The 12,702-nt window shown below is 38.4% G+C and carries 15 protein-coding genes and 2 pseudogenes; 8 read left to right on the top strand and 9 right to left on the bottom strand.

What is annotated here, in order from left to right:
- Position 1: 1 nt before the first annotated feature.
- Both OWR28_RS13155 and OWR28_RS13150 read right to left on the bottom strand, forming a co-directional pair.
- Positions 2-1,156, bottom strand: a complete 1,155-nt coding sequence (locus OWR28_RS13155) for a TonB-dependent receptor plug domain-containing protein (RefSeq protein WP_332387463.1) — start codon at positions 1,154-1,156, stop codon at positions 2-4.
- Positions 1,114-1,353, bottom strand: coding sequence for a hypothetical protein (locus OWR28_RS13150; RefSeq protein ID WP_332386994.1), 240 nt, complete (start codon positions 1,351-1,353; stop codon positions 1,114-1,116). Before OWR28_RS13150 ends, OWR28_RS13155 begins: the two co-directional genes overlap by 43 nt.
- Before the next feature lie 414 nt (positions 1,354-1,767).
- On the opposite strand from OWR28_RS13150, the gene OWR28_RS13145 reads away from it, so the two are divergent.
- The 4 genes from OWR28_RS13145 to OWR28_RS13130 are packed head-to-tail and all read left to right on the top strand — an operon-like array spanning position 1,768 to position 4,996.
- Complete coding sequence (locus OWR28_RS13145) at positions 1,768-2,136, top strand: low affinity iron permease family protein (RefSeq protein WP_494168468.1); 369 nt, start codon at positions 1,768-1,770, stop codon at positions 2,134-2,136.
- Positions 2,137-2,154: 18 nt separating this feature from the next.
- Positions 2,155-2,724 carry a CinA family protein gene (locus OWR28_RS13140; RefSeq protein ID WP_332386993.1) on the top strand — a complete coding sequence of 190 codons (570 nt, stop codon included), beginning with the start codon at positions 2,155-2,157 and terminating at the stop codon, positions 2,722-2,724.
- A gap of 32 nt (positions 2,725-2,756) precedes the next feature.
- A complete protein-coding gene (locus OWR28_RS13135) occupies positions 2,757-3,509 on the top strand; it encodes an SDR family oxidoreductase (protein WP_332386992.1) in 753 nt (250 codons plus the stop codon).
- A gap of 11 nt (positions 3,510-3,520) precedes the next feature.
- Positions 3,521-4,996 (top strand): alpha-amylase, encoded by a 1,476-nt coding sequence (locus tag OWR28_RS13130; RefSeq protein ID WP_332386991.1) that lies wholly within the window; start codon positions 3,521-3,523, stop codon positions 4,994-4,996.
- Here OWR28_RS13130 and OWR28_RS13125 read toward each other — a convergent pair.
- The gene (locus OWR28_RS13125; protein ID WP_332386990.1) at positions 4,927-6,018 is read right to left on the bottom strand and encodes an NAD-dependent epimerase/dehydratase family protein; all 1,092 of its coding nucleotides are present in this window, start codon (positions 6,016-6,018) and stop codon (positions 4,927-4,929) included. The two genes, OWR28_RS13130 and OWR28_RS13125, sit on opposite strands and share 70 nt — an antisense overlap.
- Positions 6,019-6,037: 19 nt before the next feature.
- A pseudogene (locus OWR28_RS13120) lies at positions 6,038-6,804 on the bottom strand (succinate dehydrogenase/fumarate reductase iron-sulfur subunit).
- Positions 6,805-6,981: 177 nt separating this feature from the next.
- Here OWR28_RS13120 and OWR28_RS13115 point away from each other — a divergent pair.
- Positions 6,982-7,505, top strand: a pseudogene (locus tag OWR28_RS13115) (YciE/YciF ferroxidase family protein).
- Between the two features lie 110 nt (positions 7,506-7,615).
- Here OWR28_RS13115 and OWR28_RS13105 read toward each other — a convergent pair.
- The 4 genes from OWR28_RS13105 to OWR28_RS13090 are packed head-to-tail and all read right to left on the bottom strand — an operon-like array spanning position 7,616 to position 9,496.
- Positions 7,616-8,062, bottom strand: coding sequence for a Type 1 glutamine amidotransferase-like domain-containing protein (locus tag OWR28_RS13105; protein ID WP_332386989.1), 447 nt, complete (start codon positions 8,060-8,062; stop codon positions 7,616-7,618).
- Positions 8,059-8,463 carry a Type 1 glutamine amidotransferase-like domain-containing protein gene (locus OWR28_RS13100; RefSeq protein ID WP_332386988.1) on the bottom strand — a complete coding sequence of 135 codons (405 nt, stop codon included), beginning with the start codon at positions 8,461-8,463 and terminating at the stop codon, positions 8,059-8,061. Before OWR28_RS13100 ends, OWR28_RS13105 begins: the two co-directional genes overlap by 4 nt.
- 24 nt (positions 8,464-8,487) lie before the next feature.
- Positions 8,488-9,324 carry a hypothetical protein gene (locus OWR28_RS13095; RefSeq protein ID WP_332386987.1) on the bottom strand — a complete coding sequence of 279 codons (837 nt, stop codon included), beginning with the start codon at positions 9,322-9,324 and terminating at the stop codon, positions 8,488-8,490.
- On the bottom strand, positions 9,317-9,496 hold the full coding sequence (locus OWR28_RS13090; protein WP_332386986.1) for a hypothetical protein: 180 nt from the start codon (positions 9,494-9,496) through the stop codon (positions 9,317-9,319). The genes OWR28_RS13095 and OWR28_RS13090 overlap by 8 nt, the downstream gene beginning before the upstream one ends.
- Before the next feature lie 240 nt (positions 9,497-9,736).
- Here OWR28_RS13090 and OWR28_RS13085 point away from each other — a divergent pair, with 240 nt between their 5' ends.
- Positions 9,737-10,348, top strand: coding sequence for an alpha-ketoglutarate-dependent dioxygenase AlkB (locus tag OWR28_RS13085; RefSeq protein WP_332386985.1), 612 nt, complete (start codon positions 9,737-9,739; stop codon positions 10,346-10,348).
- 215 nt (positions 10,349-10,563) lie between these two features.
- Positions 10,564-11,076, top strand: a complete 513-nt coding sequence (locus tag OWR28_RS13080) for a DUF4142 domain-containing protein (RefSeq protein ID WP_332386984.1) — start codon at positions 10,564-10,566, stop codon at positions 11,074-11,076.
- A gap of 133 nt (positions 11,077-11,209) precedes the next feature.
- Here OWR28_RS13080 and OWR28_RS13075 read toward each other — a convergent pair whose 3' ends face one another.
- Positions 11,210-11,671 carry a PA2169 family four-helix-bundle protein gene (locus OWR28_RS13075; RefSeq protein ID WP_332386983.1) on the bottom strand — a complete coding sequence of 154 codons (462 nt, stop codon included), beginning with the start codon at positions 11,669-11,671 and terminating at the stop codon, positions 11,210-11,212.
- A gap of 256 nt (positions 11,672-11,927) precedes the next feature.
- On the opposite strand from OWR28_RS13075, the gene pnuC reads away from it, so the two are divergent.
- Positions 11,928-12,524, top strand: coding sequence for a nicotinamide riboside transporter PnuC (gene pnuC, locus OWR28_RS13070; RefSeq protein ID WP_332386982.1), 597 nt, complete (start codon positions 11,928-11,930; stop codon positions 12,522-12,524).
- Positions 12,525-12,702 lie beyond the last annotated feature (178 nt).

Here is a 12,702-nt window from a genome sequence, read left to right as displayed (position 1 = left end):
GTTACAATGTCGTACAGTGCGCCTTTGTAGGTCTTAAGATCAATACCTCCGTTGAAAGTCCAGTTATTTTTTTGTAATTAAGGTCAGCAATCACTCCATACCAGTCATGAGCATTGATACTCTGCTTTCTTACAATACCGCTGGTTCCGTTCAGAGTAGAAACATATTGTCCGTTGTAATCGCCGGGAGAACCTGCAGGTGCTGTAAAGGTAGATTTCTGAAAGGTATTTCCATTATAATCAGTTACCATACCACCTCTGTTGTAACGGTAAATCATATCCCAGTTGATCGTACCGTCTCCTCCTGCGCCATAATTCATGAAATTCATGGTTTGTCCTGCAGCGTTTTTGATAGAACCGTTAAGTCCGGTACCTCCGCCGCCGCGTCCCCATGAGCCGTAAACCACAGTAGATAATTTCAGGTTGTCATTCATTGTCCAGTCCCAGTTCAAAGAGGCGATAGGCTTATGGTAGAAGTTAGGAGCCAAATTGAATTGAGAACCGTTTAACATCCCTGTCTGAGGGTTGTATCTTCTTCCATAGGTTTCAAACTGCTGCAGTGTTGCTACGTTTGCTCCGGTGGCAGAAGATCTTCTTGTGTCGTGTACCTGTGGTGCTCCGGTTGCGATTAAATTGAAAGCATGTTTTTCATTAGGCTTAAACCCTGTTGAGAAAAACCATGAGTAACCTTCTCCTTTCGTTCCGTTGATGTATCCGTCACCTTGCCAGCGGGAAAGCAATACGGTTGTTCCCCATTTGTTTTTTAATCCTGAAGAGTACATTGCTGAAATTCTGGAGTAGTTATCATTACCAACCTCTCCTTTGATCATTGCTTTTTGCTCGGCATCGGTAGCTTTGGTTACAATATTGATCGTTCCTCCCACAGAAGGAACTACAAATTTAGACGCTCCCAAACCTCTCTGGATCTGAATATTGCTGGCAATATCTGCCAATCCTGTCCAGTTAGACCAATACACAGTACCTCCCTGCATGTCATTCACCGGCTGCCCGTTGATAATCACCGCAATGTTGGCACCATCAAAACCTCTCATGTTGATTCTGCTGTCTCCAAATCCTCCACCTACTTTAGTTACGTAAACGGATGGGGTAGACTTCATAATCTCAGGGAACTCTCTGTTTCCGAGTTTCTCCTGAATTTCTGCTGCCTTGATGTTGGAAACTGCAACAGGAGTTTTCTCTCTTTGGCTGTCTGGGAAAGGTTTCTACCCACCAACATCACCTCATCAATAGATTTGGATTTTTCTAATGAATCCTTCGTACTCTGCCCGTAATACAAGGCCGCCGTAGGTAATACAAGCGCTATAATTAGACGCTTTTTAAAAATAATGCTCATGAAATAAACTAGCGTGTTTGATTTTAAGGCTGCAAAGATGGATAATTATTTTTTAATTAAGTATTAAATCTTAACGAAGTGATTTTATTCAGTTTTTGAAACCTGCTTTGTTGCTCACTTTTTTGAATGTGTTAATTATTTTACCTCTTTCGTTTACAATTGGTTATAAAATAAAATGATGAGAAAAGTGGCCTGCTTTTAACGGATAAAAATAATTATGCGGTTCTCCACATTTTAAATAAAACCAAATATTGTTAAAGAATATACTATAATAATAGCTAAGCAATAAAAGTCATAGATGACTTGGATCATAATCTTTATACTGTTGTTTCGATAACTTGTATCATCATTTTATTCAAATCGTATTATTTATGAAAAAAATTTTTTGAAAGGTTTTCAGATCGTGTTGTTTGTATAACCGGAAGCCCCGGTGCTTTTATTACGGCAAGTTTACTGGTTATTGTCTGGGCTGTATGCGGGCCTCTTTTCAATTATTCTGAAACCTGGCAGCTTGTTATCAATACAAGTACCACCATTGTAACTTTTCTAATGGTATTTCTGATTCAAAAAACCCAGAACAAAGATTCCAAGGCTATTCAGATAAAGCTTAATGAACTGATTGCATCTTATGAAAAAGCCAGCAACCGGCTGGTTGATATTGAAGATCTGACGGAAGAAGAACTGGACAAGCTCCATAAATATTACGAGAAGCTTGGCCAGCTGTCCAAAGAGCAACAAGAGGCGAAGGATTCTGAAAAAGAAAAACAATCGGGGAAGTCCTGATATTACAAAATACAATCAATGATTTTAAAATCTTCACAAATTGCTCACGCTGATTCACTATCAGTGAAATCATTAGTGCATTTCGTCATAGAACTGGAAAAACTGTTTAAGCGTATCGGAGAATATCTGCTTTCGGGAAATGAAACTGTTTCAACAGCCGAAAGTGTTACTGCTGGCTTTCTGCAGTTTTCCTTTTCTCAGATGAAAGATGCTTCCCAATTCTTTAAAGGGGGAATGACTGCGTATACTTTAGAAGAAAAAGTAAATCTTCTTGGTGTAGATGCTGCTGAAGCCAGGCAATATAACAGTGTATCTCCCCATATTGCTGAAACCATGGCGTTACAGGCAGGTAAAATATACAAAACAGACTGGTCTATCGGAGTAACGGGATATGCTACTCCGGTGGAAGAATCACAGGGAAAGCTTTTCGCCTACTTCGCCATTGCTTATAAAGGAAAAGTTGTGCTTTCAGAAAAATTAGATCTGCATTCCAGAACAAAGTCTGTTAACGCTCAGCTTTATTACAGTGAATTCATTCTGGGATGCTTTAAGCTGGAACTGGATAAGCACCGGAAAAACAAAGAATAAACCTATTTCAATAATAAACTATAATCACACCTATGAAAGATTTACAACTGAAAAATAAATCTGTCCTTATTACAGGAGCAGACAGCGGAATTGGTAAGGCCATAGCGCTTTTGTTTGCCAAAGAAGGAGCTGATATTGCATTTATACATTATCATGATGCCAAAGATGCTCAAAAAACAAGTCAGGAAATTGAAAAACTGGGACACAAAGTTCTCTCATTTGAAGGAGATATTAATGACAGTACATTCTGTAAAACTGTTGTTGATGAGGTCGTTTCCAAATTCGGTGGTATAGATATCCTGGTTAATAATGCCGGAACACAGGTTCCGTGCAAAGCAATACAGGACCTTAAAGAAGAAGATATCCGCAAGACTTTTGATTCAAACATTATTGGAATGATCCTGCTGACAAAATTTGTATTTCCCCATTTAAAAAAGGGTGGTGTTATTATTAATACAACCTCTGCCACCGCTTATATGGGGCATGAAGAACTACTGGATTACTCCGCAACCAAAGGAGCCATTGTTTCCTTCACACGCTCACTGGCGCTTCAGGCTAAGCCCAAGGGAATACGGGTAAATGCCGTAGCGCCCGGGCCTGTAGCCACACCGCTTACGGAAAAAACATTCGGGGAAGAGGATGAGGATCAGGATAAACCGCCGTTAGAACGTAATGCCTCTACTGAAGAAGTGGCTGCAAGCTTTTTATTTCTTGCTACAGAGGCTTCCGCACAGTTCACCGGGCAGGTTCTTCATCCGAATGGCGGTTTAATTATTAACGGTTAATACTTTTAAATATGAACGGTGTTATTATTCAGTTTTTCCATTGGTACCATCCGGGAAACCTTTGGAATGAATTTGCTGAAAAAGCAGAATATTTAAGAGATCTGGGGTTTACTGCCGTCTGGTTTCCTCCAGCCAATAAATGCAGTCTCAATATGGAAGGGCGTGGCTATGATGTATATGATCTTTATGATCTGGGAGAATTTGATCAGAAAGGAAGCATACCAACCCGGTACGGGACGAAAGCAGAATATTTAATGGCCATAGAGAAAGCGCATGAAGTGGGAATGTCTGTGTATGCAGATATTGTTTTAAACCATAGGATGGGAGGAGATGAAGAAGAAAAGATTGTGGTGCATCAGCTGAATGAAGAAAACCGCAATGAAAGAATCTCTGAAAATATGGAGGTTTCAGCTTATACGAAATTTACTTTTCCGGGAAGGAAAGGAGTGTATTCGGATTTCATATGGGATTATCACTGTTTCAGCGGTATTGATTATGTGATTAAAGAAGGAGAGGAGCTGAAAGGTGTTTTTAAAATTCATAATGAATATGGTGAGGAGTGGACAGATGCCGTAAGCCACCAGTTTGGTAATTATGATTATCTGATGGGAGCTGATATAGAATACCGTAATCCCTGTGTTGTGCAGGAAATGAAAAACTGGATCAGATGGTATATGGAAACAACGAAAGCAGACGGTATCAGATTGGATGCCTTAAAACATATCTCCTCCGACTTTTTGAAAGACTGGATCTCCTATATTAAAACAGAAGTGAATCCTGAATGTTTTGTTTTGGGTGAATTCTGGAAAGACGAAGCAGAAAAAATTGAGTTTTTTTCCGATAAAATGTCTGATCTTATCTCTTGTTTTGATGCTCCGCTGCATTATAATTTCTTTAAAGCATCACAGGATGGTAAAGATTATGATATGAGCCGGATTTTAAAAGGAAGCTTTTTGGAAAAGAAGCCCGTTTTCTCCGTTTCATTTGTGGAAAATCATGATACGCAGCAGCTTCAGGCTCTTGAGTCTGCGGTTAAAGATTGGTTCAAGCCTTTGGCATATGCCATTATTCTTCTTACTGATGAGGCTTATCCCTGTATATTTTATCCTGACCTTTTTGGCGCGGAGTATATTGATATAAAAGAAGACCAGGAAGTACATATCATCATGCCGAAAGTAGAAGAACTTCCCGGCCTCCTTGAAGCAAGAAAGCTTTTTGCATACGGTAAACAGATCGATTATTTTGATCATCCCAACTGTGTGGCTTTTATACGGACAGGAGATGAAACACATCCGGGCTGCGTTGTGATCATATCTAACAGTGAAGAAAGTTATAAAGAAATAGAACTGGGGAAAGAACATGCGGACTCATTCTATTTTGATTTCTTAAAGAACCGCCATGAAGAAATTTCTACGGATCAAAACGGAAAAGCGGTGTTTACTGTAAATCCGGGTTCGGTAAGTGTATGGGTGAAAAAGACAGACTGAGACCACTTTATTGCTGAACTATTTTTTTCGCTGAGAAAGTTATCAATATGGAATAAAAGACTTTCTCTAACCGGAATAAAATGGTATTTCAGCAGGGCAGCAACTTTATTATTGGATATATTTTGGGATGAGGTTAGAAATTCAATGTTTGGGGTGGTCAGCATTCTTAGCTTTGGCACTAACCCTCCCGAAAGTATATTCAGGAATTTCCCCATGTTTAAGAAAATTTTTGGCAATACAAATGGTTTTATTGTATGCAGCTTCCCGGCAATGATATCAGACAGCTCTTTGTAATTTATATTTTCAGAAGCAATCAGAAACCTTTCCCCGAAAACATTTTTATCCATTAATGCTGTAGCTATGGAAGCCACGTCTCGTACATCTACACATCCGGTTTGCCCTGAAAAAGTATAAAAACTCCTTATAAAAGTCTGCAGGAACTTTCCACTGCTTTTATTCCAGTTTCCGCTTCCTATGATCATCCCCGGATTGATAATAATGGTATTCAATCCTTCATAAAAGGCTTTACAAACAGCTGCATCAGCTTTATATTTGGAAACTGCGTAAATGGTATTGTTGGTACCATTAATAAGCGGAGAGTGCTCATCAACAGGTTTATCTATTCTTTCCTTTTTAAAAATAACCGCAGAGCTTACATACAGAAACTTGCTGATTCCTGAATTTTTACAGCATTCTAAGAGGTTTTGTGTTCCTTCAACATTCACGCAGTTTACCATTTCCCGGTCATGAGGATCATAGCTCACTTTTGCGGCGCAGTGATAAACTTCTTCTACACCTTGAAGCGCCAGTTGTAAGCTTTTTTGGTCATGAAGGCAGATATCAACCCATTCAACTTTATCAAAAAGAATTTCTGCATTACCTGTGTAGTAATTCAGTGATCTTTTGACCTCTTCGAGATCACTTGACTTTCTTTTGCATGCCCGTACCTTTCTACCGTTTTTAAGAAGTTCCAGTACGATGACTCTGCCAAGAATTCCGGTAGCTCCGGTTACTAATACCATGATATCCGGTTTAACATTATTATGGTTTACTGATCAAGGCCGACATATATTCTCTGTTCATTCTTGCAATATTATCGAGAGAGATGTTTTTCGGGCACTCTACTTCGCAGGCTCCGATTACCGAACAGTTTCCGAAGCCTTCATCATCCATGGCCTGAACCATATTCAGAACTCTTCTTTTTGCTTCTGTTTTTCCCTGTGGAAGTAATGCCAAATGGGAAACCTTTGCTCCCACAAAAGCATTGCCGCACCATTGGGGCAGCATGCAACGCAAGCTCCACAGCTGATACATGCAGCAGCATCCATGGCTTTATCAGCATCTTCCTTCGGAACTAAAATAGCGTTGGCGTCTAATGTATTGCCTGAAGTGTTTACAGAAATAAATCCGCCTGCCGCCATTATTCTGTCAAAAGCACTCCGGTCTGTAATAAGATCTTTGATGACAGGAAAAGCAATACTTCTCCAGGGTTCAATAACTATTGTTTCGCCGTCTTTGAACATTCTCATATGAAGCTGGCAGGTTGTTATTCCGGTATCAGGGCCGTGTGCTCTTCCGTTGATATAGAGGGAACACATTCCGCATATTCCTTCCCGGCAGTCATGATCGAAAGCTACAGGCTCTTTATTTTCGTCAATCAGCTGTTCATTGAGAATATCCAGCATTTCAAGAAAAGATGAATCTGTAGAAATACCTGATATTTTGTACATTTCAAATTTTCCTTTTGCTTTTCTGTTTTTCTGCCGCCAGATTTTCAGCGTAAGATGTAAAGTATTTCGTATAGCCATACTGATTATTGATTTGGTTACATAAAAGTAACTGTAAAAACACTTTCAGGTTTATGAGTCTTCTCATATTATATCTTAAAATATGTATTCCGATGGCAATTTTAGATACCACATCTTTGTATTTCAGATGAAAATGGTCTTATAGTTGCAGATTTATCACCAATCAAACACTAAAATATTATATTATGGAAACTAAAACGGCAACCAAAAAAGCACCAGCCAAAAAAACAACAACCGCAAAAACAACCGCCAAAACGCCGGCTAAAAAATGCAGCCAAGAGTCTGGAAGACCTTTTTGAAGATGCACTGAAAGACATTTACTGGGCTGAAAAAGCACTGCTGAAAGCGCTACCGGTAATGATGAAGAATGCTACCGATGAAAAACTTAAAAAAGGCATTGACAAGCATATTACTGAAACAGAAGGTCATGTGGAAAGACTGGAGGAATGTTTTAAAGCACTGGGTAAAAAAGCCCAGGCAAAGAAGTGTGATGCCATGCAGGGATTGCTGGATGAAGGGAAAAGCATTATGGAAGAGACAGAACCAGGTGCAGTAAGGGATGCAGGAATCATTGCAGCTGCACAAAAGTTGAACATTATGAAATTGCTACGTATGGTACACTGGCAGCATTCGCAAAAGTATTGAAGGAAGAAGAATGCCTTAAAAACTTTTTAAGCACATTGGAAGAAGAAAAAATGTGATGAACTGCTGACAAAAGTTGCTGATACCCATCTTAACAGCAAAGCAATGTAAACATACAATCTTTATAAAAAAGGAGACCTGGTTTTTTATTCGGGTCTCCTTTTTCGTTTTATTGGTCTCCTGTGCCTGCTCCTTCAAATATATTATTCATAAGATCAATTTTACAGTTGTCTGTTAGAATATGAACCTTTAGATTTTCTACATAAACGGGAAATCCTTTTTTAGCAGTTTCAGTATTTGTCTGTCTGATTTCCTTAGCATTGATGATCCATACAGAACCCGATCCTTTGCAGGTTGCTTTATGTCCTTCCTCAATAAGAAGTGCAGTATCTTCTCCAAGGCCGATTCCCCAGCATTCCTGATGTAGAATCACAGCATGTGAAAGCCTGCCGAACCTTGCACGGTGTGCAAAATGGGTATCTATAATACAATTTTCAATGAATCCCAATCCGGAATCCAGATCAATGTCATGTTCGAGGATTGCTTCTCCGTTTACTGCTTCGAGGATAACTATTTTAGGCATACACATTGCCCCTGCACTGGTACCCGCAATCATAAAGCCTTCTTCTTCATTATATTTTTCTTCAAAACCTCCGTAAGAACGGAGGGCTGCAAAAATCTGCAGATTTTATCCTGGTCACCGCCTGTAAAGAATATCGTTTTTGCTTCTTCAATTCTTTTCAGGTAAAAATCTGTATGTACCTGATCATCACAAATATCCAGAAAACCAAAGTTGGTATATCCGATTTCTTCAAATGTCCTGGTATAAGTTTCCTGCATTTCTTCAGGCTCGGAAGTTGCCGTTGTAATTACTTCAATACGGTCATCATTAGAGGTTACCAGCAGTTTAAGAATCTCGTTGGGCGAAAAATTATTGTTTTTTTCTTCCATATCAGGTTCATCGCCGTCTCTGTCTTCCTTACCGCCGATAATAAGTAATTTTCCTTTGGGTATCATATGTAAATTTATTTAAAGTTAAAATCATTGAATTGTATTTCTATGGGTAAAATTTAAACTGTTATGAAACTGATTATCTTTAATAAGATTTCCGGTACATAAATTAATACCTGATCCTTCGGTAAGAATATGTCCCCTGAGATTTTTCATAAAAACAGTAGTTCCTTTCCCTGCCTTGCTTTTGTTAATATACCTGGCGTCGACTGCCATTACTGTACTGCTGCCGTAGCAGGACGCTTTACAGCCTTTCTCAATAACCATCAACATTCCGCTATTAAGACCGATACCAAGACATTCAGGATGAAGCATAATGGCCCTGATCAGCTTTTTAAATCTTGTTTTGTACTCAAATTTTGTATCAATGATACAGTTATTGATAAATCCAAAACCCTGATGAATTCCCTTTTCGTTCACCAAAATTTTAGGAATATACATTGAAGCGGCATTCATTCCGATAATTGTAAAATCTTCTTCATGAATGTACTTTTTATGTAAAAGTTTTAATATTTCGGATTTTTTCAGCATTTCACAAATTTCCGGATCCTCATTCGCGATAAAAACTATTCCTGCCTGCGAGATTCTGGCATCATAATCATTAAAATTATTTTCCTGATGAGCATGAATAATCCCTGAGTTTATATATCCATGCCTCTCTAATGCAGCAGAATACTTTTCTTTATATCCTGGCTTGTAATCTGAAATGATCATTTCAATACGGATGTTTTTATGTTCTGGTAATAATTTGAACAGCTGAGAAGGAATTTTATTGATATCCGGTTCCAGTTCTCCTTCCAGACAAGTATCAGGAGTGCTGCCACCAATAATGATGAGCCTGCCTTTAGGATAATGATCCTTATTCATTACCGGTTTTTACGTTGATACTGTCGTTTTCCTGATGCAAGGTGTCTGAAACTTCAGTAAGGGTCTGGATTGTATCTGAAGCCTTGTTATTTACCGTTTCTTCTCTGTTATTTTGATCGGTATATTGGGTCTCGGATTTTGTACATGCTGACAGCATGAGCAATAATAACATATATAATGCTGCTTTTTCATAATAATCAATTTGGTTATATCAAACTTAATGATCAAAAAGAGAAATATTTATGATGTGAATCACAATTTCCGGATAGCAACAATTGCTGAAAACAAATTGTTCAGATTCTTGTGAAAAGAATATTGTTTATTTATGTATCATATTTAATATATTTGCAGATATATTTTGTATCAACATGTTGAAAGGACCATATGTTTGGGCTGAAAAATAGTAACAACAATGGAGCAGCTTAGTTTATTTAATACAGAAGATCTGTACGAATTTCCGAAAGATCTTCTGGAGTACAGGGAGCATTTCCTGGGCAGGGAAGAAGCGGACCAGCTTAAGGCTCATCTGCTGGAAACGGTTTCCTGGAAACAAAGGACTCAGAAAATGTACGATAAGACAGTTTTAACACCACGGTTAACCGCATGGTATGGAGATCAGGAAAATGATTACCCTTTAGGAAATGGTGAACTGAAAACCCATCATTGGACACCCGAACTGTTATCCCTGAAGCAGAGAATAGAAGAAACATTCGGGTATCAGTTCAATTCCGTATTGCTCAATCTGTACAGGGATCATAATGATTCCGTTGCCTGGCACAGGGATAAAGAAAGCAGATATGGCAAACGTCCTGTGATTGCATCGGTGAGCTTAGGACAGTCCAGAAATTTTGATTTCAGAAAAAAAGACCACCATCAGAGTAAATACAGCCTCCCGCTCCCACATGGTTCATTGTTGATTATGAAGGGAGATTTGCAGGAACATTGGGAACATCGGATTGCTAAATCTGTGACTGCTATGAAAGAGCGTATTAATCTGACTTTCCGGTTGGTTCATCAGTCTTAAAATATTCATTCATACTATCTGATGATGAGGTTTGATCTGTTTTTGGCAGATAAATTGTTGCTTTTATAAACAAGTCATTACAGACTTCATTTATATCACCATTTAAAATTTATTATTATGAAAAATTTTGTAGTAACAATTTTTGCAGCAGCTGCTTTAGTGGCCTGCAAAAAAATGAACCGACGTCAACTGCCCAATCTCAGGAAAGTACATCAATGTCTGCTCCTGCAGAATCGGGTACGACAGTAAGTGATTCAGCCCAAATGTCTGAAACAAATAACCAGACAGGCACGCTCAGCGACCAGGACAAAAAGTTTGCAGATGCAGCAGCCATAGGAGGGCTGATGGAAGTAATGATGGGAAAGCTGGCAGCAACCAATGCAGAGAATTCAGTTGTGAAATCTTTGGGAGCAATGATGGTTACAGATCATAGCAAAGCAAATGACGAACTTAAGAAATGGGCTTCAGGAGCCGGCTATACCTTGCCTGCAGCCTTGGATGCCGAAAAGCAGAAAATGTATGATGATCTGAAAGCCAAAAAGGGAAAAGACTTTGACAAAAAGTATACAGATCTTATGGTGAGTGATCACAAAGAAGATATTGAAGCATTCCGAAAAGAAGCCTCAGAAGGAAAAGAATCTTCTCTGAAATCGTTTGCCGGTAAAACTCTTCCTACATTGGAACATCACTTGCAGGAATCCGAAAAAGCCAAAAACGCAGTGAAATAATATCAGGAAACTCCCTGATCTTATGACCTGCATCATAAAAACGACAGGATATATTTGATATTTTTGAAAGGATTAAATATTATTTTGTTCTTGATTAATAAGCTCCTCTTTTTAAGAGGGGTTTTTTTATGGTTTACTCTTTCTTTTTGTATTCTTCAATTTTCCTGAACTGATTATAGGAACTTTTCAGGCTGCGAAGCTGCTCGGATACTATTTTGTTACTCTTATCACTAAGTTTACCGCTGCTCAGGGCGTTCTGATAAGTTTCTATAGCTGCTTTTTCTCCAAAAACCACGTTTTCCAGGGTAGACTCTACCAGATTTCCCATGGTAAATGAATTTTTAATATCAATCCATGTTCTGTGAAGGGCTCCGGCCATGGATGTAGAGTCATCAGGAACACCCTGTTTTTCTGTGATGAGGTTGATCAGTTCATTTTTCATAATTTTCGACTGTGAAATCATATGATCATACTCATCCTTTACATCGGGATACATTTCCCATACTTTTCCTTCAACTTTTTCAAAGCCTTCCATTCTGTCATTGGTAATGTGAAGTAAGTCATTCAATACCGATATTTCTTGCTGATTATCCATAATATATTGTTTTTAAACTAAGCATAAAATTATAATTTGCCTGACGGATTCTTTATAATTCTGGTCATATAATCCGAAAATAAAGTCTGATGTAATTTTCTTTTTCCGGAAAAAAGCAGCAACTTTGCCTCAACAATGGGGTGCTACCAAATAAGGTTGGCTGAGATGATACCCAGGATATATCCACACCTGATCCGGATAATGCCGGCGTAGGGATTGCTACTTATCATCTCATCATTTGATTTCTAAAATTAATATGATGCAGGACATTTTAAAACAAATTACCTGGCCTGAATGGTTCGGGGTCTTATTTTCGGTAATTCAGGTCTTACTGGCCCGTAAAAACAATGCAAACAATTATCTTTTCGGCATAGCAGGTATTCTGCTGACTTTATATGTAATGCTGACTTCGAAGCTTTATGCTGAATTCACATTAAATCTTTACTATCTGATCATGAGCATCTACGGATGGCTTTACTGGAAATTCGGAAAGCAGAAATCTGAAATGGAAATCTCTGTTACTTCCACAACAGAAAAATGGATTGCGGGAGGAATTATTCTGGGGACATTTATTTTGTTCTGGTCTTTTCTCACGCATTTTACCGACTCGGATGTTCCGGTCTGGGATTCTTTGGTAAGCGCTTTTGCATGGGCTGGCATGTGGCTTATGGCACGAAGAAAAATTGAAAACTGGGTAGTCCTCAATATCAGTAATATAATTTCCATACCGCTGTTGCTGCATAAAGAATTATATCTCTATGCTGTTTTAACATCATTTTTATTCCTGGTGGCCATTTCGGGTTATATGGAATGGCAGAAACTTATTAAATCCAAAGCCGGTACTCAGTACTAAAAGACTGCTGATGAATATCCTGATAATGATTCAGTATGAAGAATAGTAAAAAATAGCCTGGTTTTTGGAATAAAGTTAATATAGATTTAATATGATTGACATTGCTTTTAAATATTTTTGTAATACTATTCCATTGAAATACAAGCGAGAATGATGAATGAAACTCTGAACTGCAGAA

Origin of the sequence: Chryseobacterium sp. 1B4 (assembly GCF_036631475.1) — a bacterium.
Taxonomy (GTDB): Bacteria; Bacteroidota; Bacteroidia; order Flavobacteriales; family Weeksellaceae; genus Chryseobacterium.
Note: the sequence above shows the minus strand (reverse complement) of the source record. Positions and strands in the feature narration are given on the sequence as shown.

What these genes read in the sequence shown, in the direction of transcription:
- OWR28_RS13150 (WP_332386994.1), bottom strand. Translation starts at nt 1,353, where the DNA reads ATGAGCATTATTTTTAAAAAGCGTCTAATTATAGCGCTTGTATTACCT.
- OWR28_RS13140 (WP_332386993.1), top strand. Translation starts at nt 2,155, where the DNA reads ATGATTTTAAAATCTTCACAAATTGCTCACGCTGATTCACTATCAGTG.
- OWR28_RS13135 (WP_332386992.1), top strand. Translation starts at nt 2,757, where the DNA reads ATGAAAGATTTACAACTGAAAAATAAATCTGTCCTTATTACAGGAGCA.
- OWR28_RS13130 (WP_332386991.1), top strand. Translation starts at nt 3,521, where the DNA reads ATGAACGGTGTTATTATTCAGTTTTTCCATTGGTACCATCCGGGAAAC.
- OWR28_RS13125 (WP_332386990.1), bottom strand. Translation starts at nt 6,018, where the DNA reads ATGGTATTAGTAACCGGAGCTACCGGAATTCTTGGCAGAGTCATCGTA.
- OWR28_RS13105 (WP_332386989.1), bottom strand. Translation starts at nt 8,062, where the DNA reads ATGATTGCGGGTACCAGTGCAGGGGCAATGTGTATGCCTAAAATAGTT.
- OWR28_RS13100 (WP_332386988.1), bottom strand. Translation starts at nt 8,463, where the DNA reads ATGATACCCAAAGGAAAATTACTTATTATCGGCGGTAAGGAAGACAGA.
- OWR28_RS13095 (WP_332386987.1), bottom strand. Translation starts at nt 9,324, where the DNA reads ATGAATAAGGATCATTATCCTAAAGGCAGGCTCATCATTATTGGTGGC.
- OWR28_RS13090 (WP_332386986.1), bottom strand. Translation starts at nt 9,496, where the DNA reads ATGTTATTATTGCTCATGCTGTCAGCATGTACAAAATCCGAGACCCAA.
- OWR28_RS13085 (WP_332386985.1), top strand. Translation starts at nt 9,737, where the DNA reads ATGGAGCAGCTTAGTTTATTTAATACAGAAGATCTGTACGAATTTCCG.
- OWR28_RS13080 (WP_332386984.1), top strand. Translation starts at nt 10,564, where the DNA reads ATGTCTGCTCCTGCAGAATCGGGTACGACAGTAAGTGATTCAGCCCAA.
- OWR28_RS13075 (WP_332386983.1), bottom strand. Translation starts at nt 11,671, where the DNA reads ATGGATAATCAGCAAGAAATATCGGTATTGAATGACTTACTTCACATT.
- pnuC (WP_332386982.1), top strand. Translation starts at nt 11,928, where the DNA reads ATGATGCAGGACATTTTAAAACAAATTACCTGGCCTGAATGGTTCGGG.